22 protein-coding genes are annotated in these 23157 nt (G+C 60.2%); 7 read left to right on the top strand and 15 right to left on the bottom strand.

Annotation, left to right across the window (positions count from 1 at the left end; all coding sequences use genetic code 11):
- Positions 1 to 6: 6 nt before the first annotated feature.
- Positions 7 to 315, bottom strand: coding sequence for an HNH endonuclease (locus VWZ85_RS03285; RefSeq protein WP_340546944.1), 309 nt, complete (start codon positions 313 to 315; stop codon positions 7 to 9).
- A gap of 90 nt (positions 316 to 405) precedes the next feature.
- Between VWZ85_RS03285 and VWZ85_RS03280 the strand changes: the two genes are divergently transcribed.
- Positions 406 to 1629: a TIGR03862 family flavoprotein gene (locus VWZ85_RS03280; RefSeq protein WP_416587097.1), complete on the top strand. Its 1224-nt coding sequence runs from the start codon at positions 406 to 408 to the stop codon at positions 1627 to 1629.
- Here the strand turns inward: VWZ85_RS03280 and VWZ85_RS03275 are convergent.
- The 5 genes from VWZ85_RS03275 to VWZ85_RS03255 all read right to left on the bottom strand — a co-directional run bounded on the left by VWZ85_RS03275 (position 1602) and on the right by VWZ85_RS03255 (position 7033).
- Complete coding sequence (locus tag VWZ85_RS03275; protein WP_340546942.1) at positions 1602 to 2192, bottom strand: glutathione S-transferase family protein; 591 nt, start codon at positions 2190 to 2192, stop codon at positions 1602 to 1604. The genes VWZ85_RS03280 and VWZ85_RS03275 overlap by 28 nt on opposite strands.
- 119 nt (positions 2193 to 2311) lie before the next feature.
- Positions 2312 to 3340: a DNA polymerase III subunit delta gene (holA, locus tag VWZ85_RS03270; RefSeq protein ID WP_416546573.1), complete on the bottom strand. Its 1029-nt coding sequence runs from the start codon at positions 3338 to 3340 to the stop codon at positions 2312 to 2314.
- On the bottom strand, positions 3337 to 3879 hold the full coding sequence (gene lptE, locus VWZ85_RS03265; RefSeq protein WP_340546940.1) for an LPS assembly lipoprotein LptE: 543 nt from the start codon (positions 3877 to 3879) through the stop codon (positions 3337 to 3339). The genes holA and lptE overlap by 4 nt, the downstream gene beginning before the upstream one ends.
- Entirely contained in the window at positions 3866 to 6439 is a 2574-nt protein-coding gene (gene leuS / locus VWZ85_RS03260; protein ID WP_416587094.1) for a leucine--tRNA ligase, read from the bottom strand. Before leuS ends, lptE begins: the two co-directional genes overlap by 14 nt.
- Positions 6440 to 6544: 105 nt before the next feature.
- Positions 6545 to 7033, bottom strand: a complete 489-nt coding sequence (locus VWZ85_RS03255) for a DUF3576 domain-containing protein (RefSeq protein WP_340546938.1) — start codon at positions 7031 to 7033, stop codon at positions 6545 to 6547.
- A 280-nt stretch (positions 7034 to 7313) separates the two neighbouring features.
- On the opposite strand from VWZ85_RS03255, the gene VWZ85_RS03250 reads away from it, so the two are divergent.
- Together VWZ85_RS03250 and VWZ85_RS03245 are read left to right on the top strand one after the other, a co-directional pair.
- The gene (locus VWZ85_RS03250; RefSeq protein ID WP_340546937.1) at positions 7314 to 8258 is read left to right on the top strand and encodes a porin; all 945 of its coding nucleotides are present in this window, start codon (positions 7314 to 7316) and stop codon (positions 8256 to 8258) included.
- Between the two features lie 112 nt (positions 8259 to 8370).
- On the top strand, positions 8371 to 9027 hold the full coding sequence (locus VWZ85_RS03245) for a YggS family pyridoxal phosphate-dependent enzyme (protein WP_416542620.1): 657 nt from the start codon (positions 8371 to 8373) through the stop codon (positions 9025 to 9027).
- Positions 9028 to 9046: 19 nt separating this feature from the next.
- Here the strand turns inward: VWZ85_RS03245 and VWZ85_RS03240 are convergent, their stop codons facing one another.
- Positions 9047 to 9538 carry a L,D-transpeptidase family protein gene (locus tag VWZ85_RS03240; RefSeq protein ID WP_416534506.1) on the bottom strand — a complete coding sequence of 164 codons (492 nt, stop codon included), beginning with the start codon at positions 9536 to 9538 and terminating at the stop codon, positions 9047 to 9049.
- A 35-nt stretch (positions 9539 to 9573) separates the two neighbouring features.
- Positions 9574 to 10662, bottom strand: a complete 1089-nt coding sequence (gene ribA / locus VWZ85_RS03235) for a GTP cyclohydrolase II (protein WP_416587092.1) — start codon at positions 10660 to 10662, stop codon at positions 9574 to 9576.
- A gap of 194 nt (positions 10663 to 10856) precedes the next feature.
- Here ribA and VWZ85_RS03230 point away from each other — a divergent pair, with 194 nt between their 5' ends.
- From VWZ85_RS03230 to VWZ85_RS03220, 3 genes are all read left to right on the top strand, one after another.
- Positions 10857 to 11543, top strand: coding sequence for a response regulator transcription factor (locus VWZ85_RS03230; protein ID WP_340546934.1), 687 nt, complete (start codon positions 10857 to 10859; stop codon positions 11541 to 11543).
- 284 nt (positions 11544 to 11827) lie between these two features.
- Positions 11828 to 12616 carry an exodeoxyribonuclease III gene (locus VWZ85_RS03225; protein ID WP_416587090.1) on the top strand — a complete coding sequence of 263 codons (789 nt, stop codon included), beginning with the start codon at positions 11828 to 11830 and terminating at the stop codon, positions 12614 to 12616.
- A gap of 127 nt (positions 12617 to 12743) precedes the next feature.
- Positions 12744 to 13331 carry a transglycosylase SLT domain-containing protein gene (locus tag VWZ85_RS03220; RefSeq protein ID WP_340546932.1) on the top strand — a complete coding sequence of 196 codons (588 nt, stop codon included), beginning with the start codon at positions 12744 to 12746 and terminating at the stop codon, positions 13329 to 13331.
- 77 nt (positions 13332 to 13408) lie between these two features.
- Here the strand turns inward: VWZ85_RS03220 and VWZ85_RS03215 are convergent, their stop codons facing one another.
- The 4 genes from VWZ85_RS03215 to VWZ85_RS03200 form a co-directional block, all read right to left on the bottom strand.
- Positions 13409 to 13996, bottom strand: a complete 588-nt coding sequence (locus VWZ85_RS03215) for a LolA family protein (RefSeq protein WP_340546931.1) — start codon at positions 13994 to 13996, stop codon at positions 13409 to 13411.
- Positions 13997 to 14063: 67 nt separating this feature from the next.
- Positions 14064 to 17198 (bottom strand): DNA translocase FtsK, encoded by a 3135-nt coding sequence (locus VWZ85_RS03210; protein ID WP_416587088.1) that lies wholly within the window; start codon positions 17196 to 17198, stop codon positions 14064 to 14066.
- 115 nt (positions 17199 to 17313) lie between these two features.
- Positions 17314 to 18492, bottom strand: a complete 1179-nt coding sequence (locus VWZ85_RS03205) for an aminotransferase class I/II-fold pyridoxal phosphate-dependent enzyme (protein ID WP_416587086.1) — start codon at positions 18490 to 18492, stop codon at positions 17314 to 17316.
- Between the two features lie 108 nt (positions 18493 to 18600).
- Entirely contained in the window at positions 18601 to 19929 is a 1329-nt protein-coding gene (locus VWZ85_RS03200; RefSeq protein WP_416587084.1) for an amidase, read from the bottom strand.
- A gap of 89 nt (positions 19930 to 20018) precedes the next feature.
- On the opposite strand from VWZ85_RS03200, the gene VWZ85_RS03195 reads away from it, so the two are divergent.
- Positions 20019 to 21245 carry an FAD-dependent monooxygenase gene (locus tag VWZ85_RS03195; RefSeq protein ID WP_340546927.1) on the top strand — a complete coding sequence of 409 codons (1227 nt, stop codon included), beginning with the start codon at positions 20019 to 20021 and terminating at the stop codon, positions 21243 to 21245.
- 97 nt (positions 21246 to 21342) lie between these two features.
- Here VWZ85_RS03195 and VWZ85_RS03190 read toward each other — a convergent pair whose 3' ends face one another.
- From VWZ85_RS03190 to VWZ85_RS03180, 3 genes are read right to left on the bottom strand one after another with little or no spacing between them, the layout of a single operon-like run.
- On the bottom strand, positions 21343 to 21549 hold the full coding sequence (locus VWZ85_RS03190; RefSeq protein WP_340546926.1) for a Trm112 family protein: 207 nt from the start codon (positions 21547 to 21549) through the stop codon (positions 21343 to 21345).
- Complete coding sequence (locus VWZ85_RS03185; RefSeq protein WP_416537663.1) at positions 21546 to 22187, bottom strand: LON peptidase substrate-binding domain-containing protein; 642 nt, start codon at positions 22185 to 22187, stop codon at positions 21546 to 21548. The genes VWZ85_RS03190 and VWZ85_RS03185 overlap by 4 nt, the downstream gene beginning before the upstream one ends.
- A gap of 27 nt (positions 22188 to 22214) precedes the next feature.
- The gene (locus VWZ85_RS03180) at positions 22215 to 23150 is read right to left on the bottom strand and encodes a tetratricopeptide repeat protein (protein ID WP_416587082.1); all 936 of its coding nucleotides are present in this window, start codon (positions 23148 to 23150) and stop codon (positions 22215 to 22217) included.
- Between the last annotated feature and the right edge of the window lie 7 nt (positions 23151 to 23157).

Below are 23157 nucleotides of genomic sequence, written 5' to 3'. Positions count from 1 at the left end.
GGCTAGTCAGCGTTTCCGCCGTCCTCCCGGTACCCGCGACTGGAAGGACGGCGGGCGTTTTTGCACCCAGGCGATGAATTTCGCTAGCCGGGGATGTTGGCGCAGGGCTTCGACCGTATGGAAGGACCGCGCCAGTTCCGCTTCGCTGAGTGCCGAATGGATTTCCTTGTGGCAGATGTGATGCAGCAAAACCGTTGGTCCGCCCTTGCCGCCCTTCAGCTTGGGGATCAGGTGATGCAGGCTTTGTGCGACCTCTCTTGGGATCGGACGGTGGCACAGCGGGCATATGGGATCGGCGTCGGCAGACGGTGACATTGGCGCAGTCTCTGAGTATGGCTGGTTCAACCGTAGGACATGCGCCTGTGTCGGTCATCGGCAAGGGCAAGCGCGCAAGGAACCGTCTATTTGGGACAGGAACTGGAAAACTGGGACGCCGTGATCATCGGTGCTGGACCTGCGGGTTTGCGGGCTGCCGAAGAGCTCGGGGCAGCTGGTCACCGGACGCTTATAGTTGATGCCAAACCCTCGGTTGCCCGAAAATTCCTGATGGCCGGAAAATCGGGCCTCAACCTGACGAAAGACGAACCACGTTCGATGCTGCTCAGCCACTACGGCGCGGCGGCGGACTGGCTGGCGCCGATGATCGCGGAATGTGATGCGGCAGAGGTGATGGATTGGGCGACGGGGTTGGGCAGCACCTTGTTCACGGGCACCACAGGACGGGTTTTCCCCAGCGAAATGAAAGCCTCTCCGCTGCTGCGGGCGTGGCTGGCCCGGTTGGACGGATACGGGGTGGAGCGCCGCACCCGCTGGCGCTGGCTGGGGTGGCAAGGTGACGCTCTGCAGTTCGACACACCGGACGGCCTGCGGCAGGTCACGGCCGGGGCGACAGTTCTGGCCATGGGGGGCGCCAGCTGGGCACGACTGGGATCCGACGGCCGCTGGGCAGAGACACTGGCCGCCGACGCTGTGCCGCTTGCACCCTTCCAGCCCGCCAATGCCGGGCTCTTGATCCCTTGGTCAGATCACATGGCCCAGCATTTTGGCGCACCACTAAAGGGTATCGCATTATGCGCCGGTGCGGTTCGCACCCGTGGTGAGGCGGTGATCTCCCGGCAAGGGCTCGAAGGGGGAGGGGTCTATATGGTCTGCGCCGCTGTGCGCGAGGGCGCAGCGCTGCATATGGATCTGCTGCCCGATCTGTCGCTGGATCAGGTCATCGCACGTCTGACCCGCCCGCGCGGCAAATCCAGTTTGTCGACCCATCTGCGCAAGGTACTGAAACTGACACCGCCGCGTCTGGCGGTGATGCAGGAATTCGCGCGCCCATTACCAGCGGAGCCGGAGACGCTGGCCCGGCTGGTGAAGGCTGTGCCGATCCGCCATGCCGGGCTGAGGCCGATGGATGAGGCGATTTCCACCGCTGGCGGTGTTCAGGCCCGGGCTGTTGATTCAGGATTGATGTTGCATGCGCGTTCCGGCGTGTTCTGCGCCGGGGAAATGCTCGACTGGGAAGCCCCAACGGGAGGGTATCTGCTGACCGCCTGCCTGGCGACAGGGCGTTGGGCGGGGCGGTCAGCCCTTGACTATCTGGCCGGTAGTTACGCTACCGATGCTGCTACCGCCTGAAAGGCGGGACGTGCGCGCATGCGCTTGCTATAGGCCAGAAGGACGTCGCTCTCGATTGGGAACTTGGCGCTATAGGCCCAGTTCAGGCAATGGGTGCAGATGATGTCAGGTATGGTGAACTCCTCGCCCATCATAAATGGACCAGCCATCATGTTTTCAAGCCGCGCGAGATTGCGGGAAAATTCCCACTTCAGACTGTCTTTGACCTCGGGCACTCGTTTGTCTTCGGGCAGAATGAAACTGTGGCGCGCCCCGGTCCACAGCAAAGCGTCCAGCTCGTCCAGAAGAAGATGTGTCATTGCATCCTGCTTTGCCCGCGCAATCGTGCCGGCAGGGGCGGTCAATTGCCCGTGCTTGTCCGCCAGATAGGTGATGATCGCTGTCGAATCGGTGATCACATCGTCCCCGTCCTTGAACACAGGGACCTTGCCGGAGGCGTTGAGGGCTAGAACCTCCTCGCTTTGCGGAGAGGCCGGGTTCAGCTCATAGGGCTGGCCCATTTCCTCAAGCGCCCAAAGCACGCGGTAACTGCGGGTCAGCTGTTTGCCGATAACGGTGTACATTTCGAGATCTCCCTGCGGTTTCTGTCCGAAACGGAACCGGGTTCCGGCTGTGGGGTCAAGCCATTCTCAAGCAGCCGTGATCTGGACGCAGCGTCTGGACCCGCCCGACAGCCAAGGGCTCACCCGACGCGGCTGAGACGCGCCAGTTGGATCAAGGCGCGTTCCATCAACGCAAGAGCCGGTGCGGTCTGTCCGGCTGAGCGCAGCTGTAGATCGGTATCGGTCAGCAGGGTCAGCGCAGTTTCAAGTTTGAAAGCGCCCCAGCTCTGGGCCTGTCGCAGAAGCCGGTCGCGACGTTTTCCGTAGGCCGGCGGCCGCAAGCGCCCGATGCCCTGTGCTGGACCTCCGGGATCGGAGGCAATTGTGTAGAGGGTCCGAAAATGCCGGGTCGCGCCGATGCAAAGCGTTACGGCGTTGGTGCCCTGTGCCTGCAGACGACCCATGAGCGGGCCAATTTCGGCACCGCGCCCCTCTGCCACGATATTGAGCATATCATCGACTGCAGCTTCGGTGGATTGCGGCGCGATCGCCTGAATGTCTTCGAGCGTCAGCTGCGTGCTGTCCTCGTATTTGTAGAGTGCAAGTTTCTCAACCATGCGGGAGAAATCACCGGGTCCAATATCATTCGCGATATCGACCAGCGCAGACATACTGTCCACAGGGACGTCACGGATCCGGGCTTCGGTCAGGATACGTTCGATTTCGCTGCGTGATGGCGGATCATCATAGATCCCCGTGGCATAGGCGTTCCGGTGACTTTCAAAAGCCTTGCGCAGCTTGGACGTTGCCTTCAATTGTCCGGCCGTCACCACAATCTGCGCGTCGCCCGGCTGCCAGGCCTCAAGCGCTGCGATAATAGCTGGTGCTGCGGTGTCATTGGCTTCTTCGACAAATACCGCGCGGATGCCGGGAAAGAACCCTACGGCCTTGACCGCATCCATCAACAGGGCTGCGTCCTTGCGTAGATCCGCAGCCGACATCCGCGTCAGACGCATCTCTTCTTCTGCGGTTGGTCCCAGGAGTGCCGCCAGCATCTGCTGTCGCTTCAACGACACCCGCATGGCGTCGGGGCCGTAGATCAACAGGCCTGTCTTCGCCTGATCCGGTTTGGCGAAATATCCGTCCGCCTCGCGCGGGCTCAGTTTCATTTTGAAGCAGCCGGGGTCTGGCTCCCGCCGGTCTGGCCGAGATCAGCCGTGCTCAGCAGATCAGTCGTGATCTGATCCGCGAGGATCATCATGAGCCGCCGGTGAGCATCACGTTCACCGGCAAGAGTTTCAACAGTGGTTCCGGTTGCGGAATAGCCGGTGAAATTCTCGACGTCACCACTGGCGACGATGGTGCCATCGGACTGCCGGGTCAGCACATAGGCTGCCTGCCCGACGATGGAATAGCGGGTGATTTCATTGTCGGCAGTGATCGCCTGACCTTCGCTTCGGGTGCGCAGTTTCAGGTCCAGCGCATAATCTGCACCAGACCCGCGTCCCAACCGGCTTTCGAGATTCTGGACCAGGAAATAGGCGTCGGTATCATCCGTAGCGCCCAGCGTTTCCGGGGCTTGCACCCTTACCGCGCCATAAAGCACGGATCCGCTGCCACCGGGCGCGTAAACCGGAGTGAAACCGCAGGCCGCCACCAACAAAGAAGCGGCCAATGCGATGAGGTATTTTGGCCTACGCCACGACATTCACAATCCGACCCGGCACGACAATCACCTTCTTAGGAGCGGCGCCATTCAGCGCCTTTTGCACAGCTTCATGCGCGAGTGCGATTTTTTCAACCTCATCCTTGCTGAGGTCCTTGGCAACGGTGATTTCACCGCGGCGTTTGCCGTTGACCTGAATCGGCAGGGTGACGCTGTCTTCCACCAGCATCGATTCATCCGCAACTGGCCAAGGGGCAGTTGCGCACAGGCCTTCGCCCCCCTGATGGTTCCAGATGTCCTCAGCCAGATGCGGCGTCATCGGAGACATCAGCTGGGCCAGTGTCATGATCGCCTGTTTCTGCGCGGCAGCCCCGGCCTTGGATTTGGCAAGGGTGTTGGTGAAGCTGTAGAGTTTTGCAATCGCCGCATTGAAACCAAAGGTTTCAATGCTGAGGGTAACATCGCGGATTGCCTTATGCATATCGCGCAGCAGCTCATCGTCGCCCTCACCGCCAGCGCTCGGGTCCATCTCGCCGATGCGATCGCAGAGATTCCAGACGCGGTTCAGGTGCTTATGCGCGGCTTCTGCGCCAGAGGCCGTCCATTCCACATCTCGTTCAGGCGGTGAGTCGGAGAGCACAAACCAGCGTGCGGTATCCGCCCCATAAGACGAGATGATGTGCAGCGGATCGACAACGTTGTTTTTGGATTTCGACATCTTGGCCGAGGGGATGACCTTGACCGTTTCGCCGGTTTCCTTGACCACAACCGCACCGTCGCGCTCCTCGACCTCTTCCGGGTAGTGGTAGATCGGGCGGTCATTCTCAGTGCGGCGTTCCGCGTTTTCATAGATTGCATGTGTCACCATGCCTTGGGTGAACAGCGCGTCAAAGGGTTCCTTGGCCTTCTCGGGCAGGTGACCGCAGATCTGCATGGCACGGGCAAAGAAGCGCGAATAAAGCAGATGCAGAATCGCGTGCTCGACGCCGCCGATATACTGATCGACGTTCATCCAGTAGTTGGCATCCTCCATCCGAGTCGGTGTTTCGGCGTCGGGCGCGGTGAAACGGGCGAAATACCACGACGAATCAACGAAGGTATCCATTGTGTCGGTTTCGCGCTGCGCAGGCTTGCCACAGGCAGGGCAGGCACAGTTGCGCCAGCTGGGATGACGATCCAGCGGGTTGCCGGGGATCGAGAAGTCAATCGCCTTGCCGTCTTCGTCATAGGGCAGCGCGATGGGCAGGTTTTCCTTCTTCTCCGGTACCACGCCGCAGTCCGGGCAATGCACCACGGGAATCGGGCAACCCCAGTAGCGCTGGCGCGACAGACCCCAGTCGCGCAGGCGGAATTTGGTGACACCTGCACCCCAGCCTTCGCGTTCGGCCTTGTCGACGGCTGCATTTACGGCCTCTTCACCAGTTTGCTCATCCGCACCGGCGAAGCCTTTGACATAGCGAACCTTCTCGGCCTTGGTCGGGACATAGGCCTCGGTCAAGGGGCTGTCATCTTCAGGGTTCTGGAACACCGGAATGATGGGCAGGCTGTATTTGGTCGCGAATTCGAAATCGCGCTGGTCATGTGCAGGGCAGGCAAAGATCGCGCCGGTGCCGTAGTCCATCAGAATGAAGTTCGCGATCCAGACCGGCAGCTCCCAGTTCGGATCCAGCGGATGCTTCACGCGGATACCGGTGTCATAGCCCAGCTTCTCGGCGGTCTCGATGGCCTCTTCGGTCGTGCCCCCCTTGCGGCATTCGGCGACAAAGGCGGCGACTTCTTCCGAGTCGGCTTCCAGCGCCTTGGCAATCGGGTGATCGGGAGAGATGCCCACGAAAGATGCGCCGTTCAGCGTATCGGGGCGGGTTGTGTAAACCTCGATCGGATCGCCGCCATCGCTGCGGGTAAAGCTGAACTGAAGGCCGCGGGATTTTCCGATCCAGTTCTCCTGCATCAGACGCACCTTGGCGGGCCAGTTCTCCAAAGTGTCCAGCGCGGTCAGCAGCTCATCCGAATAATCGGAGATCTTGAAGAACCACTGCGTCAGCTCGCGGCGCTCGACCAAGGCGCCGGAGCGCCAGCCTCGGCCGCCTTCGACCTGCTCGTTCGCCAATACGGTCATGTCGACCGGATCCCAGTTCACCACGGCATTTTTGCGGTAGACCAAACCTTTTTCGAGGAAATCGAGGAACAGAGCCTGCTGCTGGCCATAGTAGGATTCGTCGCAAGTGGCGAACATCCGCGACCAATCCAGCGAAAGGCCCAGCGGTTTCATCTGTTCGACCATCGTGTCGATATTCGCGTAGGTCCAGTCCTTGGGGTGACCGCCGCTGGCCATCGCGGCGTTTTCAGCGGGCATACCAAAGGCATCAAACCCCATCGGGTGCAGTACGTTATGGCCGGTCGACAGTTTGTAGCGCGCGATCACATCGCCCATGGTGTAATTGCGCACGTGCCCCATGTGCAGTTTGCCCGATGGATAGGGGAACATCTCCAAGACGTAATACTTCGGTTTGTCAGCGGAGCGTTTCGCCTGAAAGATCCCGGCTTTTTCCCATGCGTCCTGCCAACGCGCTTCGATTTCCGGGGCAACATAACGGGGCATCAGAGCTGTCCTTCGTAGATAAAAACGCCAGGTTTGGGGCCTGGCGCTTGTGATAGTGATGTTTGCCCGCCTGTTCCAGAGGGCTGAAGAGGGGGATGCGCCGGGTTAAAGCTTGCGGTCGGCGATGCGCAGCTGGCGGGCCCGAGAGAGAATCGCATCCTCGATCGCGCGTGCTGTACTGGCGCTGACCGGGCCGTTGCGGGTCTGAAGCGACACGTTCAGCGAGCGGGCATCCAGTGCGGGATCCTTGATATGAACCGTTGCGCGATAGGCGCGCCCGCCACCCGGGGGAGTACCGTAACCTGTGACGATCACACCGGTGTAGGGTTCGACGGTTTGCAGCGGCAGGAAGTCCAGCACATCCAGCGTTGCGGTCCAGAGGTAACGGTTTACCTGAACAATCTGTTCGGCCTTCGTGGGTTTGAAGGCATCCCAGATTGTCGTGCCTTCTATGTTCTCCGGGTTCCGCGGGTTGCCGCCAATGACGTTTTCATTATAGGCCGACGGGCCGCCGCGGTTCTTGCCGCCGAATGCGCCACAGCTGGCGGTGACAGCCAGAAGCGAGATGAGTCCAAGTTTCGTGAGCCAGCGCATGATGGGCAAGATCCGTTGCTATTCCGGTTGCGGACTAGTCCTAGCCAAGCGATAGGGCGGCAACAAGCCTATTCTTTAATAGACTCTCTCTGTGCGAAGCCGTTGATGCCGCTCGGGTTAAGATACTGTGACATGGTTGCATCAACTTCGGGCCGAAAGGATTTGCCGCCTGCGCCCAAGCTTGCGTAACGACCCCAAAAAGAGCGAAACGGAGGGCGTACTCAGACTTGTGCCACTCAGCGCCTGTTTGAGCTTGGACATTTAAACCCGAGGGAAAAACATGAAAAAGATTCTCTTCGCTTCGACTGCGCTGGTCGCCACCGCTGGTGTTGCAGCAGCAGACGTTTCGTTCGGTGGCTACGGCCGCTTTGGTATCGGCTACGTTGAAGATCGTACCGTTGGTGGCACTTCCGACACCGTGATCGTCAGCCGTTTCCGCATGAACATCGATGGCTCCGCTGAAACCGACGCAGGCGTGAAGTTCTCCGCTCGCGTTCGTATGCAGGCTGACGAAGATGCAGCTTCCGGCGAAGCAAACGCAGCTGGCCTGAACGGCGCGCGTTTCTCGGTTGAGTACGGCGGTCTGCGTGTTGACGTAGGTAACGTTGCTGGCGCAATCGACAACCTGCCCAACTACTACGGCAACGAGCCGGGCCTGGAAAACTTCGTTGGTCAGTACTCCGGCGTTAACTACGACTTCGTTGGTTACTCCTCCGGTGGCGCAGGCGTGAACGGCGTTTACGCTCGTTACGCAGTTGGTGACTTCGCTGTTGCTGCGTCCTACGACCAGGCGGCAAACGGTGGCGACGGCGACCGTTTCGACATCCACGCTGCTTACACCTTCGGCAACATCACTGCCGCTCTGGCATACGGTGAAACCGACAACGGCGCAGCAGACGACGACGACATCGTTGTTCTGTCGCTGGGCGGCACCTGGGGCGCATTCTCCGGCACCCTGCTGGTTGGTGATGAATCCATCGCGGGCAACGTTGCTCAGTCCGACACCTTCTACGGTATCTCTGCTGCTTACGACGTAAGCTCCGCAACTACCCTGACCTTCGCTTACGGCGACGGTTCCGGCGACGGCGACACCCGCAACGTTGGTCTGGGCGTGATCCACGACCTGGGCGGCGGTGTCTCCCTGCGCGGTGGTATCGGCGAGAGCAAAGTGGGCAGCGCCGACGGCCAGATGCGTGCCGACTTCGGTGCTCAGTTCAGCTTCTAAGCTGACCTGAACCACTACGGTTCTTGGGGCGGGCTCTTACGAGCTCGCCCTTTTCTTTTGTGCAGAAACCGTGTTTGTCTGCGGCAACATCTGACCATAGTGAGACTGCCCCATGTCGCTTCAGGAGATCCAATCCCGCATTCATACCGCCGAAGAAAAAGCTGGCCGCCCTCGAGGGTCGGTGCAGCTGATCGCGGTATCCAAGGTTCAACCCAACGACAGGGTCGCGGCGGTTCTGGAAGAGGGGCATCGCTGTTTTGGCGAGAATCGTGTGCAGGAAGCCGCCGGAAAATGGCCGGACTTCTCGACGCGCTACTCGGAACTGGATCTGCACCTGATTGGCCCGCTGCAGACCAACAAGGCGCGGCAGGCGATGGATCTGTTTCAGAACATTCATACTGTTGACCGCGCGAAACTGGCCAAGACCATCGCGCGGCTGGCGCAGGAACTGGGCCATTGTCCAAAGCTGTTCGTACAGGTCAACACCGGCGAGGAGCCGCAGAAAGCCGGGATCCCTCCGGGTGAGGCAGATGCCTTCATCCGCGAATGTCAGGATATGGATCTGCCCCTCGAAGGTCTGATGTGTATTCCGCCCGCAGCTGAGGAACCGAGCCTGCATTTTGCTCTTCTCCGCAAGATCGCAGAGAGGAATGGCCTAACGGGCCTGTCGATGGGCATGAGTGGTGATTTTGAAACTGCTGTTGCGTTAGGCGCGACCCATGTGCGTGTTGGATCGGCCATCTTCGGTGCGCGCGCTTACGAGCTCTGATAGCCTGCGCGGCAACGTCTCAGCGCGCCAGCGGTGGCACCACAAGGCGTGTACCGGGCAGAACCAGTTTGGCCAGCCAGTGTAAATCCTGACGCGAAAAAGCGATGCAGCCCTCGGTCGGGAAGCCGGGGCGCCGCCACTGATGCAGGAAGATTGCCGACCCACGGCCGGGCTCGGCAACCGGCCAGTTCCAATCCGTGACCAGGACCAGATCATACAACGGGTCAGCACGTCTGAGGGCTTCATGGCTGTCGGAGTATGGCGCGCGGACGTGTTGGTTGTAATCCTCGGCGTCGGAAGCGTCGGACCACAGGTCGCCGGGCCCGATCGGCTCAGCCCAATCGGTTGGTGGTGCCATTCGGTCCGGTCGATAGAGCATACCGACGACAAGATGGCAGCCGATTGGCGTTGCACCATCGCCCTCGACCTTGTTCGGACTCAGCCCTCCGCGCCCGATTGAACAGGGCAGGGTGCGTCCAGCAAAGCGCAGGCCCCTTGGGGTGAGCAGCATATCGGTTGACCGCAGGTCACGCGGGATGCCCGATCTCATAGCATGTGGCCGGATTTGGCGGCTTTTGTTGCGAGATATTCGCGGTTGAACGCGGTCTCCCCGACCTTCAGCGGTACCCGTTCGGTGACTGTGATGCCGGTTTTTTCCATCATGGAAATCTTGTTGGGGTTGTTGGTCAGCAGTCTCACCGAAGAAAAGCCCAGCTCCTTCAGGATTGCGGAGCCTAGGCGAAAATCTCTCTCATCATCTTCGAACCCAAGGCGATGATTGGCCTCAACCGTGTCAAACCCCTGATCTTGCAGGGAATATGCGCGCATTTTATTAGCAAGGCCAATGCCGCGCCCCTCCTGGTTGAGGTAGAGCAGTACGCCCTGTCCTTCGGCGCCCATCTGGTTCAGCGCTCCATGCAGCTGGGGGCCGCAATCGCATTTGAGCGAGCCAAGAACATCGCCTGTGAAACACGCGGAATGCAGTCGGGCAAGGACTGGAAGGCTACGGTCAGGTTTGCCGATTTCGATGGCATAATGTTCTTCCGCGCCATCTTCCGGGCGAAAGATGTGCAGCCGCCCGGCTTCGGCCGCAGCGATTGGAAGACGAGCCGCGGCGACGGGATGAAGCGGCGAACTTTCGACCATCAGCGGTGCAACTGCGGCGAGCGGCAGGGTTGTCAGCCCATAGCTCTGGGCGAATTGTGCGGGATGTTGCAGGGGGCAAACCACCGCGGCAGGCAACAGGCGGGCCGATTTGGCCAAGGCAATGGCCAACCGGTGCAGCTCTGCATTGCCTTCGCGACCGCTTTGCAGCGGGCCCTTCATCGGTGTGCTCAGATCGTCAGCGGGGTCGGCAACGGCCTGAAGCCAAGACAGATCCGCTGAATTTGGAACGCTGATGCGGGCAACATCGCCATCATAGGCACGGGCCTTCAGAGTACTCGCCCGCCGGGCTGTCACGGCCAATGTCAGCGGGCCAAGCGTGCGCAGGCTCGCCAGTCGGGTGCTGTCCAATGGTTCAACCGCGACGGCCAATACCGCCTGATCGGGCGTGGTCAGGACGACCGGCAAGCCCATACGCAGGTCCACCCGCGCGCGGGCCAGTAGGTCGATCATCGTGGGCATCAGACTCATGCGGAAATCCTGTGGGTCGTTGACGTCTTGGGGCGCGGCACCGCTGCGGTGAACAGTCTTTAAGTAGTCATAAACGGTGGGAAAGTGAAACAATACCCGCCCCATGGACACGTCGGCGTGAAACTCTTGCAGCATAACTTGTGATCGGGCGGCGGACTGCGCATCTGTTGTGCACGGCACAGGAGGACAAGGTTATGGCCCAACTGAAGAAAATTCTGCTTGTAGACGATGATGAAGATCTGCGCGAAGCCCTGAGCGAGCAGCTGGTTATGACCGAAGACTTCGACGTGTTCGAAGCCGAGAACGGTCAGACAGCTATGGAGCGCGCAAAAGAGGCGCTTTATGACCTGATCATCCTGGATGTTGGCCTCCCCGATACCGATGGCCGCGAACTCTGCCGCCTGATGCGCAAACAAGGTGTGAAAGCACCGATTCTGATGCTGACCGGGCATGACAGCGATGCGGATACGATCCTCGGGCTGGATGCCGGGGCGAATGACTATGTTACCAAACCGTTCAAGTTCCCGGTCCTGCTGGCCCGGATCCGCGCGCAGCTGCGCCAGCATGAACAATCCGAAGATGCCGTATTTGCACTTGGTCCTTATACGTTCAAACCGGCGATGAAACTGCTTCTGACCGAGGACGATCGCAAGATCCGCCTCACCGAGAAGGAAACCAATATCCTGAAATTCCTGTACCGCTCTAACGAGGGGGTTGTGCAACGCGATGTGCTGCTGCACGAGGTCTGGGGCTACAATGCCGGGGTTACAACCCATACGCTGGAAACCCATATCTACCGACTTCGCCAAAAAATTGAACCAGATCCGTCAAATGCACGTATACTAGTCACAGAGTCGGGTGGCTACAAACTGGCCATCTGACACCTCAGCGCCACAGAATCGCCCGGTCTGGGAGGTACGGTGGTCATTGAGACAAGTGCGACGGCACTGACGAGAGATCCCGTGCATGTCCGGGTAATGACATGTTCCTCCCTGTTGGACTGCCGGGCCTAGTGCCCGGCTTTTTTTTCGTTCATAGCAGCGCGAATGATGAAGATACGGCGATGATTTCGCCGTTTTCCCGATGCCATTTGTGCACTGGTATCACCGCGCCAGAGCGGGCAGTATCCGGCCAACAGCACAGACATTTGAGAAAGAGGCGCGCGATGTCGTTTACCCTAGCCACCTGGAATATCAATTCGGTTCGCCTGCGGGAGCCGATTGTCTGCAAGCTGTTGGCAGAGGAGGGACCGGATGTACTCTGCCTGCAGGAGTGTAAGAGCCCGGTCGACAAGATTCCCTTGGAGCAATTTGCCGAGCTGGGCTACGGCCATATGATCGCCCGCGGCCAGAAGGGTTACAACGGCGTCGCAATTCTCTCCCGGCTGCCGATCGAGGATGTCGGTGACAAGGATTTTGCCGGTCTTGGCCATGCCCGCCACGTCGCGGGCCGTCTCGAAAACGGCGTTACCATCCATAACTTTTATGTCCCCGCTGGCGGCGACGTGCCTGACCGCGAGGTCAATGAGAAATTCGGCCAGAAGCTCGACTATCTTACTGATATGCGGGATTGGTTTCACTCTGAGCGGCCGGAGAAATCCATCCTTGTCGGAGACCTCAATATCGCGCCACGCGAAGATGACGTCTGGGATCACAAGAAGCTGCTGAAAGTGGTGAGCCACACTCCGATTGAGGTCGAACATTTCGCCGATGTCATGCAGGCGGGTGGCTGGTCGGATGTCACCCGCAATGATATCCCGGATGGGCGGCTCTACAGCTGGTGGAGCTACCGTGCCAAGGATTGGGATGCGGCGGACAAGGGGCGCCGACTGGACCATGTCTGGGCCAGCTCCGACATCAAAAACTCCTCCCATTCCAGTCGGGTAATGCGGGATGCGCGTGGATGGGAGAAACCAAGTGACCATGCGCCTGTCTTCGCGACATTTGACCTCTGACCGCCGATGATCGGTGGCGCTGGTCCGGGACAGGTTGCCGGCGCCACGGAATAGTGATTTTCACGCCGCTCGTGATTAGCTACACTGCCGCCAAAATACGCCCAGTGATTTACAAGAGGCAGAGGCAATGAGCAGAATCATAGGCGCCATGATCCTATTGCTGATCGTGGCATCCTGCGGAGGTGGCGGTGGCTCACCGCCGCGCAATCTCGACAATGCGTGCAGCATCATCAAGCAACGGCCCGAGTATCTGAAGGCGTTCCGCGCCACAGAGAAGCGCTGGGGCGTTCCCATGCATGTGCAGATGGCCATCATCCATCAGGAAAGCCGTTTCCGGTCCGACGCGCGCACACCGCACCGCTTTGCACTAGGGGTGATCCCGATGGGGCGGCAGTCCAGCGCTTATGGCTACAGTCAGGCGCTCGATGGCACCTGGGACGATTATCGCAAATCTGCCGGCCGCCGCGGCGCCAAGCGCAACCGGATCAAGGACGCCACCGATTTCATGGGCTGGTATATGAACCAGACGCGGGACCGCAACGGTGTGTCGCTCTATGATGCGCGCAACCAGTACCTAGCCTACCATGATGGCCATACCGGTTTCGCCCGCGGAACCTACCGATCCAAACCATGGCTGCTGCGGGTTGCTGCCAAGGTGCAGGCGCGGGCTGAGATGTATCAGACACAGCTTGCCACCTGTCGCCGCGCACGCTGACTGTTGCGATCATTACGACAAGAGACCCCCCGTCCGATTGTTCAGGCGGGGGGTCTCTTGTCTGACGTCGCCACTCTTTAGCGTGACGGGGCTGAACTGGTGTTGAACAGTTTGGAGGACAGCTTGACCCCGGTTTGCAGCCCGCCAAGGATCACCGTGGTCTTGCCGCCGGAACCATCGTGGATCACCCATTTCCGCAGCTCAACCGGGTTGTCGGTGAACATCATTTCGATACTGCCATATTCCGGGTTTTTAGGATCCTGCGCGCGGATAATCGTGGAGGTGCCATCGAAGCCGTGACCCACCACCATATTGGCACGGCCCAGGTTCACGTTGCGGGCCAGGATCAGCGAAAGTGGCGTCCGGTTGAGTGGATAGGTCTCCGGCGGCTGGTTTGACTTCGGATCCTGAATCAGAACAGCGCCCGCGCCTGCAACCACAACCCCCTTGTTGGGCGGATCATATTCGAACCGCATCCGTCCGGGCCGGTGCATATAAAGCTTGCCGGTAGAGAGGCTACCATCGTCATTAATCTGGCTGAACGGGGCTGTCGCAGTAGAGATCCCGTTCAGATATTGCGAAACGTCGTTCAGGCTCAGTTTCTCGGCTGCCCATGCAGCCGGGGCACAGAGCGTCAGCGCTAGGGCGTAGGCAAGTTGTTTCATGGTTTCTAAATAGGGAGACATTGGCAAATGTGAAGAGGCGGGACCAATTGGCCCCGCCGTGAAACGACTATTGCTCGGGAACCAGAATTTCCCTTTTTCCGACGTGGTTTGCAGGAGAGACGAGCCCTTCTTCCTCCATCTGCTCAACAAGACGTGCTGCCTTGTTGTAGCCGATGGCCAGTTTTCGCTGGATATAGGAGGTCGAGCATTTGCGATCCTTGATGACGATCTGTACCGCCGTATCGTATAGCGCGTCCTCGGTATCGGTATTGCCACCGGTGGAGAGACCCAGCACCGCATCAATATTGTCGGCCTTATCGTCATCCGGGCCGTCAAGCACATTGCCGATATATTCGGGCGGTCCGAATTGCTTGAGGTGGTTGACCACCTCTTCGACTTCTTCATCTGACACAAACGGGCCGTGGCAGCGGGTTATCTTCGCGCCGCCCGCCATATAGAGCATGTCGCCCATACCCAGCAGCTGCTCGGCGCCCATTTCGCCGAGAATGGTCCGACTGTCGACCTTGGAGGTCACCTGGAACGAAATCCGCGTCGGGAAATTCGCCTTGATCGTACCGGTGATCACGTCAACCGAGGGCCGTTGCGTGGCCATGATTAGGTGAATGCCCGATGCCCTGGCCATCTGCGCCAGACGCTGGATGCAGGCCTCGATCTCCTTCCCCGCAACCATCATCAGGTCGGCCATCTCATCGACGATGACCACGATATAGGGCAACGCCTCGGGCGCGAATTCTTCGGTTTCAAAGACCGGTTCGCCCGTGTCGTCGTCAAATCCGGTTTGCACGGTGCGGCTGAACATCTCGCCTTTGTTAAGCGCTTCTTTCACCCGGCCATTGTAGCCCGCAATATTCCGCACGCCCATTTTCGACATCTTGCGATAGCGATCTTCCATTTCGCCGACTACCCATTTCAGGGCGACGACGGCCTTTTTCGGATCTGTCACCACAGGCGAGAGAAGATGCGGAATGCCATCATATACGGAGAGTTCCAGCATCTTAGGGTCGATCATGATCAGACGGCATTCTTCGGGCGTCAGCTTGTACAGCAGCGACAGGATCATGGTGTTGATCGCCACCGATTTACCCGAGCCGGTGGTCCCTGCGATCAGTAGGTGAGGCATTTTCGCAAGATTGGCGACCATGCTGTCACCGCCAATATCCTTGCCAAGCGCCAGTGGCAGCGCATGGGTGCCATCGCCAAAATCGCGTGACGCAAGAATTTCGCGAAGGACAACTTTCTCACGCTTGTCGTTGGGCAGTTCGATACCGATCACGGTGCGACCCGGCACGGTAGAGACCCGCGCGGACAGTGCCGACATGGAGCGTGCGATGTCATCGGCCAGACCGATCACGCGGCTGGCCTTGAGACCCGGTGCCGGCTCCAGTTCATACATGGTGACAACAGGACCGGGGCGCACCGAGACGATGTCACCCTTGACGCCATAGTCATCCAATACCGATTCCAGCATTCGCGCGTTTTCTTCCAGCGCCTCGTCACTCAGGTGGTGGCGTTCGATCTGTGCCGGGCTGGTCAGCAGCGAGAGCGGCGGCAATTCGAAATCACTGCTGGCATCTTCAAAGGCCAAGGGAGGCTGTGCTTCGGCCTTTGCGCGGGCCGATGGCTGCGGCGGCTTGCGGACTGGCTGCTCCACGACAGCCCGACGTGGCTCTGCCACCGGAAGTGTCACAGGGGGCGTTACGGGCGGGGCGACCGTCGCCGCTGCCGCATGAGATGCGGCGGCGCTTTCTGCGGTACGGCGCAGAACCTGCGCACCGCTGGCGTCTGGAATCGGAGCGCTTGGCAGCCCTTCGGAGGCGACATGGTCGACGAACCCAGCGGACGCCGGATGCTCATATGCAGCACTATCGTACCCCTGGTGCGGCTCAGCATCGGGGGAATATCCGGCCTCTGGTGCGGGTGGAACAGGCGGTACCGTTCTCATCGCCGCCTCAATAGCGTCCATCGACGCACCGGTCAGCGGTGGTTCGGGCGGCAGACCTTCGACGTTGTGATTAGGGTTAAAAATCAGGGGTTCCGGTCGACGCCCACGGCCCTTGGTCAGCGGGAAATCCACTTCGGGTGCCACATCAGCAGCGCGGCGCACGCGTACGGCACTGGCAATTTTTTCGGCGATCCGCTCATCGCCGGGAAGGGTGTCCAGATCGGCTGCCCTGCTCGCCTCACTCAGGACGGGTTCAACAAGTTCCGGTTCGGGCATCACTGGTTCGGCCCGGCGGATGAGGTTCGGCACACGGGCAAACAGGCCAGTCTTTTCCTTGACCGGTTCGGGCTCATCTTCGTGGCGCATGTCAAATGCCGGTTCTACCCGGCCATAAGGGGCGGCTGCCGGCCCAAGCACCGGAGCACCAAGCGGCGGCGCTGCTGTGGGCCCGTCGTCGAACTCCAACGGCTCGAACATCTGCGGGTCGGTTTCGGTGCTGTCGACGACATCTGCCATCGCGACCGCTGCTGCTGTACGTTCGGCGCGGCGGCTTCGATAGTTGAGCGCTGCCTGCATGCCGCTTGCTGCGCCCCGGCCGAGGACACCGGCGATCGCACCGTAGATCAGAATGAGACCCACCAATACGAACCGCAGACCACGGGTGACTTCAGCGCGGGTAAAGCCGAGGACGGTGGCGCCCAGGCCCAACATTCCAAGCGCGGTGAGGAGTGAGAGGAATTTGACCAGAAAGATCAGCCCAACTGGCAACAGGGCCAACAGCATCCCCAGAAAGGTATATCCGATCATACCGCCGAGACCGAAGGTATGCGCCGATTTCCAGGCGTCGGATGGGACCAGCGTTTCCAGATGCAAGGAGACCAGCAGCAGCCAGGGCAACGACAGTAGCAGCGGCCACAGGAACCGGTCTTCGCCGCGATGCAAGATGCAGCGTCCACCCCAGACGGTCAGGAAGAGCGCGATCGCCCAGCTGGCCTTGCCAAAGAGCGTGATCAGAATGAAGGCCAGCGATGCCCCGGTGCGACCCAGCATATTTTGCACCGGGGCGTCAGTCGACACCATCCAGTTCGGATCATCCGCCGAATAGCTGCCGATCATCAGGGCAACCATCAGGCCGAGGCCAATCAGCAGTGCGCCAATCAGTTCCTTGCCACGCTTCTCGATGGCCGCCTGCATGTTGCTGTCCAGCAATGGATCGCGGCTGCGCGTCTGAAATGCCATGCCTACCTCGTTTCATCTTGTCCGTCGGGGCGTCCCGCTTCTTATGCGCGGATTTGGGCCCCATGGCTTTTTTATTTTGGCGCCGCTCGTTGAAAGGGGCGCATCGAATGGGTCATCAGTAGAGGCAGTTGCGCAATTTGCGCAGGGCTACCTCGGTCTGATCTGCGGGGGCGACCAGTGCCACCCGAATATAACCGGCGCCCGGGTTCTTGGTGCCGTTGCCCTGGGCCAGATAAGATCCGGGCAGCACCCGTACGCCGGTGTCCAGCCACAGTTTCAGTGCCGCCGCCTCTCCGTCCTCGACCGGTAGCCAGAGGAAAAAACCTGCCTCAGGTGCCATGTAACCGTCCAGCCCGTCAAAAACCTGATCCGCAATCCGGTATTTTGCCTGATAAAGCGCGCGGTTCTCCACGACATGCGCTTCATCCGCCCAAACTCGGGCTGCAGCGGCCTGTAGCGGTGCGGGCAGCGGGGCGCCGGAATAGGCGCGCAGCTGATGCACCCGCTTTAGCGTTTCCGATCCGCCGGCGATGAGGCCCGAGCGGAGACCAGCAAGATTGGAGCGCTTCGAGAGCGAATTGAACAGCACCACCCGTTCCGGGTCCGCACCCATTTCTTGTGCGACGCTCAGGGCACCGACCGGTGCGCTGTCCCGGTAGATTTCAGAATAGCATTCATCGGCAAAGATGCGGAAATCATACTGCTCGGCCAGTTGGATAAGCTGGGTCCAGTAGTCCCGGCTGGCTACGGCACCCTGCGGGTTGGCGGGCGAACAGATATAGGCGACAGCAGTGCGGTTCAGCACCTCGGGCGGCAGGCTGCTATAATCGGGCAGATGACCCGTCGCAGCCGTCGCGGGTACAAAAACCGGCTCTGCTGCAACCGAGATCGAGGCAACCATATAGACCTGATAGAAGGGGTTCGGGATCAGCACGACTGGTTTCTGGCCGTTTTTCTGTTCCGGGCAGAGCGCCATCGCTGCATTGTAGAGCCCTTCTCGGGTGCCGTTCAGCGCCATGACCTGTGTCATTGGGTCGACGCTGACATCATAGCGGCGCTTGATCCAGTCGCTGATGGCGCCGCGCAGCTCGGTGCTACCCTCGTTGGGAGGGTAGCTCTGAAAGCCGGCGGCGTTTTCGACGATCACATCCGTCACCCAGCCCGGGAAATCATGTTTGGGTTCGCCAATGGTCATATGCACCACATCGCCGCCCGGCGTGTGATGGTCCAACAGGGCCCGCAGTCGCGGGAACGCGTATGGCGGCAGGTTTGAAAACCGCTCCGGAAAATTCATGTGTTTGGCCTCAGGTCCGGGATCGTTAATGCCCCGTTCACAAACAAACTACAGAGCGGATCCCCCTGCGTCCAGCCGCGCGAAGGTGGGCTTGGCAAAATGTGGCTTTCACGCCAATGCCCGCTCCACAGCTGCGCCGACGCGCAAGAGGGCCTCTTCGCAGTCAGGTTGCCCCAGGATCTGCAAGCCACATGAGGGGGCTCCAGTGGGCAGTGACAGGCCACACAGTCCCATCAGATTGCCAATCCGGGTGTTGCGCAAGGCCATCAGATTTGAATGGATGTAGTAGTCGTGATCGTTCTGAAGCCGTTCGACATCAGGTGGCAGGATCGGAGAGGTCGGGCAGAGAACGCCGTCAAACCCTGCGGTGGCCAGATCCCAGTCCATTCGATACTGCTCCAGCTTGGCCCAGGCGGCGACATAGTCCGGACCGCTGAAACCGGCCCCGGAGCGGAACCGCTCCAGAATCTCGGGAAACATCAGATGTGGTGCTGCCTCGATCACATCTTTCCACAGGCCGTAGGCCTCCGCTGTAAAGAGGATCGCACTGAGCGACATGGCCTCCTTCAGCACAGGAACCTCCAGCGGGACAATATCTGCTCCGGCTGCGCGTAGTTTATTCAGGGCGTCGCTGTAGGCCTCGGCAATCTCAGGGGCCAGATCCTCCTGCGCCACGGTCCGCAGGTCGGCAAAGCGGCGTCCCTCCAAGGTGGTTCCGCGCAGATCGGGGCCATGGGTGCCCTCCAGGATACCTAGATAAAGCGCGGCGTCCTCGACCGATCGTGCCAGAGGGCCGACGGTATCAAACCTGAGGCAAAGCGGGACAACCCCTTCCAGGCTGATCCGGCCGGAGGTCGTCTTTAGTCCGACAAGATCATTCCAGGCCGAGGGAATTCGTACAGATCCCCCCGTATCAGAGCCTATTCCACAGGCCGCCAGACCGAAGGCGACGGAAGCTGCCGCACCGGAGGACGATCCGCCAGGGGCTGCCTGATCGTCATGGATGCAAGGCGGTGTTGCCTTCACCGGATTGAGACCGAGCCCGGAGAAGGCCAGCTCGCTCATATGTGTTTTGCCGAGGCAGACAGCGCCCATTGATGTTGCCGTCTGCAGAACCAGCGCATCGCGTTCGGGGACCCGCTCGGCCAGCAGATTGGACCCGGCTTCGGTTGTGATATCAGCGCTGTCAAAAAGATCCTTCCAGCTGATCGGAACGCCGTCTAGCAGCGACAACCGCTGTCCCTGCGCCGCGCGCAGCTTTGCCGCCTCGGCCTCGGCAAGGGCGCGGTCATGGGTGACGATGGTGTAGATCCTGTCGCGCTTGGGATGGGCGTCAATGGCCTCCAAATAGGTTCTGGTCAAGGCAACCGGGCAGATTTCACCTGCCTCAATGCCACGGCCCAGATCCGCTGCGGTCTGCGTCAGCCATTCTTGCATGTGCGCCTCTCCAAATTGCTCGGGATGAGGCGACGGTAGCGGCACCGCGCCCCATGGACAATCCCAATCGCAGGCGCATATTGCGGGGCATGAAAAACACAACCGACATCCTGATTGTGGGCGGTGGCCTGAATGGTCCGGCCCTGGCATTGGCGCTGGCCCAGACAGGCCACACGGTGACGCTGATCGACGCGCTGCCGCGGGATCTGCGCGACGATGACGGCTTTGATGGGCGCAGCTATGCGCTGGCGCTCGCATCACAGCGGTTGCTGGAGCAGATTGGCGTCTGGTCGCAGGTCGCGGACAAGGCCCAGCCGATGCTGGACATCAAGGTCACCGATGGTCGCGCGGGTCAGGGACCATCGCCGTTCTTCATGCATTTCGATCATGCCGAGATCGAAGATGGTCCTATGGGATACATGATTGAGGATCGCTATCTGCGTCGTGCCCTGCGCCGCGCGATGGAGGCGGATTCCGCAATCACGCTGGTGGATGAGCAGACAGTCGTCGCGCAGCATGTCGACGCCACTGGTGTGACCCTTACGCTGGCCTCTGGTGACGCGCTGCGTGGGGGAATGATCGTCGGGGCGGATGGTCGGCGCAGTGGCACCGCAGCACGCGCAGGTATCAAACGGACCGGCTGGGATTATGGTCAGACGGCGCTGGTTTGCGCCATTCAACACGAGGCGCCACACAACGGCGTCGCCCATCAATTTTTCATGCCCGCTGGCCCATTGGCGATTCTGCCGTTGCCGGGCAATCGGTCTTCCATCGTCTGGAGTGAACGGAGCCGGGTTGCTGAAGCGATCCAGGCCCTGGACGAGGCGGACTACCTTGCGGCGCTGCGCCCCCGATTTGGCGATTTTCTGGGCGAGATCAGCTTGGCCGGTGACCGTTTCACCTACCCTTTGAACCTGACCCTCGCCAATGCGTTTGTGGCTGACCGGCTGGCGCTGGTTGGCGATGCCGCCCATGGGGTCCACCCGATTGCAGGGCAGGGGCTGAATGCAGGGCTTCGCGATGTCGGCGCATTGGCGGAGGTGCTGACGGAGGCAAAGCGCCGGGGCGAAGATATTGCCTCTCCGCTTGTGCTTGCGCGTTATCAACAGTGGCGTCGCTTCGATACCGCCAGTCTGGCGGCAGCTACCGATGCGTTCAACCGGCTGTTTTCCAACGATAACCCGCTACTGCGCTTGGGGCGCGACGTTGGGATGGCAGTGGTTGGCGCCTTTCCGGGGCTGCGCCGCACCTTTATTCGTGAGGCAGCCGGACTGACCGGGGATCTGCCGAGATTGCTTCAAGGGCTGCCGATCTGAAGCTGGCCATGGTGCGGGTGCAAATCAAATTGGCCGGACAAAACTTGCCCGGCCACATCAAGATTTCAGCTTCAATCGCATTGCGGCAGGTATCGGCCTAGTCCAGAACGCGCGCCTCGCCCTCAAGCATGACAGGAATGCCATTGCGGATCGGAAAGGCCAGATTGGCCGCGCGCGATATCAGCTCCTGCGCTGAGGCATCGTATTCAAGGACCGTCTGCGTGCGCGGGCAGACCAGTGCCTCAAGCATCCGGCGGTCAAAGGGCGCCTCACTGGCTCCGGTGGAAGACGGTTCAATGCTCATTGCAGAATTTCCTCATGCGAGCCGCCGCGAAGGGCGAATTCGATCAATGTGACCAGGGTCTCGCGCCTTGTGGCAAGGCAGGGCGCTTCGAGCAAGGCCTGTTTGTCTTCGGGGTCGAAGTCGAGCATCATCGACAAGGAGTTGATCAGTAGCTCATCCTCGGCGTCCTTCAGGGCATCCCAATCTGTCGAAAGGTTGCGCGATTCAAAGAAACGTTCGAGCAGCTCTAGAAAGCGGGCGCGGTTGAAATCGTCGTCTGCCTCAACCCGGCCCAGATCGCGATGAAACCCGTCCCAGTCGACATCGCACCGCCGATATGGCGTGAACCCATTGATCTCGGTCTTGATCCGAAACCGTGAGACGCCGGACAAGGTAATCAGATAGCGGCCATCTTCGGTTTCCGAAAACTGCGTCACCCGTCCGGCGCAGCCGATGCTGTGCAGGCTACTGTCGCCGGTTTTCGACGGGAACGGCTGTATCATGCCGATCATCCGGTGTGGCGTCTTGAGCGCATCCTCCAGCATTTGCAGGTAGCGCGGTTCGAATATGTGCAACGGCAATCGCGCCCGGGGCAAGAGCAACGCCCCGGGCAGCGGAAACACCGGCAGAGTGTCGGGCAGATCAGCAACCTGTATCATGCTAGGGACTGTAGCGCTGGCGCCGCCCTAGGCAAATATGATGGAGCTGAGTTTGCGCCGACCATTGAGGACAATCGGATCGTTTGGCTTCAGAGCGTCGAAAATTGTGAACAACTGTGCTTTGGCCGCGCCGTCGTTCCACTCTTGGTCCTTGCGGAACAATGCCAGGAGTTCATCCACTGCGGCTTGGGTGTCGCCAGCTGCGTGCAGGGCCTGTGCCAGATCAAACCGGGCCTGATGGTCCTCGGGGTAGGCGTCCACGGTTGCGCGCAGTTCCGTCACGGGACCTGCATTCTCGGCCTGACGAGCCAGGGCGATCTGGGCATGAGCGGCCTCGATTTCTGCGGCATCGGAGATATCGGCAGGTGCGCCATTGAGCACCGCCTCCGCCTGGTCGAGATCTCCCATGGCGACATGGGCGCGTGCCAGCCCCCCGTAGGCGGCGGCGCTGTGATCATCTTCGCCAAGCACGGCGGCGAAGGTCTGCGCCGCATCCGCGAAATCACCATCGGCCAGCATCTGCTCGGCCGCTTCGACAGCTTCGCCCAGCCCGCCGTCCGCGCTGCCACCGGCTGCTTCGATTGCACGTTTGATGAATGCGTCGATTTCAGACGGCGCTACCGCGCCCTGAAACATGTCAATGGGCCGCCCCTGAACAAAGGCGACAACCGTCGGGATTGACTGCAAAGGAAGTCCTTGCTGCGAGAGGGCCTGAACCAGACGTTGGTTCTGATCCACGTCGATCTTCGCCATGGTGACGGCGCCTTTTGCCTTGGTCACGGCAGCTTCCAGCGCGGGTCCAAGTGTTTTGCAGGGGCCGCACCAAGGAGCCCAGAAATCGACGATCACCGGCGCGTGCATCGACGCATCGACAATGTCCTGCATGAATGTTGCCTCGGTCACGTCTTTGACCAGATCACCTGCGGGGGCCATATCTCCCGCGCCGCCAAGAATATCGATCATGCGCTTG

The organism is Phaeobacter sp. JH20_29 (genome assembly GCF_048056175.1).
GTDB lineage: Bacteria > Pseudomonadota > Alphaproteobacteria > Rhodobacterales > Rhodobacteraceae > Phaeobacter > Phaeobacter bryozoorum.
This window is presented reverse-complemented; position numbering and strand designations above follow the sequence as displayed.

What these genes read in the sequence shown, in the direction of transcription:
- ribA (WP_416587092.1), bottom strand. Translation starts at nt 10,662, where the DNA reads ATGAGTCTGATGCCCACGATGATCGACCTACTGGCCCGCGCGCGGGTG.
- VWZ85_RS03250 (WP_340546937.1), top strand. Translation starts at nt 7,314, where the DNA reads ATGAAAAAGATTCTCTTCGCTTCGACTGCGCTGGTCGCCACCGCTGGT.
- VWZ85_RS03185 (WP_416537663.1), bottom strand. Translation starts at nt 22,187, where the DNA reads ATGATACAGGTTGCTGATCTGCCCGACACTCTGCCGGTGTTTCCGCTG.
- VWZ85_RS03230 (WP_340546934.1), top strand. Translation starts at nt 10,857, where the DNA reads ATGGCCCAACTGAAGAAAATTCTGCTTGTAGACGATGATGAAGATCTG.
- VWZ85_RS03275 (WP_340546942.1), bottom strand. Translation starts at nt 2,192, where the DNA reads ATGTACACCGTTATCGGCAAACAGCTGACCCGCAGTTACCGCGTGCTT.
- VWZ85_RS03285 (WP_340546944.1), bottom strand. Translation starts at nt 315, where the DNA reads ATGTCACCGTCTGCCGACGCCGATCCCATATGCCCGCTGTGCCACCGT.
- VWZ85_RS03205 (WP_416587086.1), bottom strand. Translation starts at nt 18,492, where the DNA reads ATGAATTTTCCGGAGCGGTTTTCAAACCTGCCGCCATACGCGTTCCCG.
- VWZ85_RS03225 (WP_416587090.1), top strand. Translation starts at nt 11,828, where the DNA reads ATGTCGTTTACCCTAGCCACCTGGAATATCAATTCGGTTCGCCTGCGG.
- VWZ85_RS03220 (WP_340546932.1), top strand. Translation starts at nt 12,744, where the DNA reads ATGAGCAGAATCATAGGCGCCATGATCCTATTGCTGATCGTGGCATCC.
- VWZ85_RS03240 (WP_416534506.1), bottom strand. Translation starts at nt 9,538, where the DNA reads ATGCTGCTCACCCCAAGGGGCCTGCGCTTTGCTGGACGCACCCTGCCC.
- VWZ85_RS03215 (WP_340546931.1), bottom strand. Translation starts at nt 13,996, where the DNA reads ATGAAACAACTTGCCTACGCCCTAGCGCTGACGCTCTGTGCCCCGGCT.
- lptE (WP_340546940.1), bottom strand. Translation starts at nt 3,879, where the DNA reads ATGTCGTGGCGTAGGCCAAAATACCTCATCGCATTGGCCGCTTCTTTG.
- VWZ85_RS03180 (WP_416587082.1), bottom strand. Translation starts at nt 23,150, where the DNA reads ATGATCGATATTCTTGGCGGCGCGGGAGATATGGCCCCCGCAGGTGAT.
- VWZ85_RS03210 (WP_416587088.1), bottom strand. Translation starts at nt 17,198, where the DNA reads ATGGCATTTCAGACGCGCAGCCGCGATCCATTGCTGGACAGCAACATG.
- leuS (WP_416587094.1), bottom strand. Translation starts at nt 6,439, where the DNA reads ATGCCCCGTTATGTTGCCCCGGAAATCGAAGCGCGTTGGCAGGACGCA.
- VWZ85_RS03190 (WP_340546926.1), bottom strand. Translation starts at nt 21,549, where the DNA reads ATGAGCATTGAACCGTCTTCCACCGGAGCCAGTGAGGCGCCCTTTGAC.
- VWZ85_RS03200 (WP_416587084.1), bottom strand. Translation starts at nt 19,929, where the DNA reads ATGCAAGAATGGCTGACGCAGACCGCAGCGGATCTGGGCCGTGGCATT.
- holA (WP_416546573.1), bottom strand. Translation starts at nt 3,340, where the DNA reads ATGAAACTGAGCCCGCGCGAGGCGGACGGATATTTCGCCAAACCGGAT.
- VWZ85_RS03245 (WP_416542620.1), top strand. Translation starts at nt 8,371, where the DNA reads ATGTCGCTTCAGGAGATCCAATCCCGCATTCATACCGCCGAAGAAAAA.
- VWZ85_RS03255 (WP_340546938.1), bottom strand. Translation starts at nt 7,033, where the DNA reads ATGCGCTGGCTCACGAAACTTGGACTCATCTCGCTTCTGGCTGTCACC.
- VWZ85_RS03195 (WP_340546927.1), top strand. Translation starts at nt 20,019, where the DNA reads ATGAAAAACACAACCGACATCCTGATTGTGGGCGGTGGCCTGAATGGT.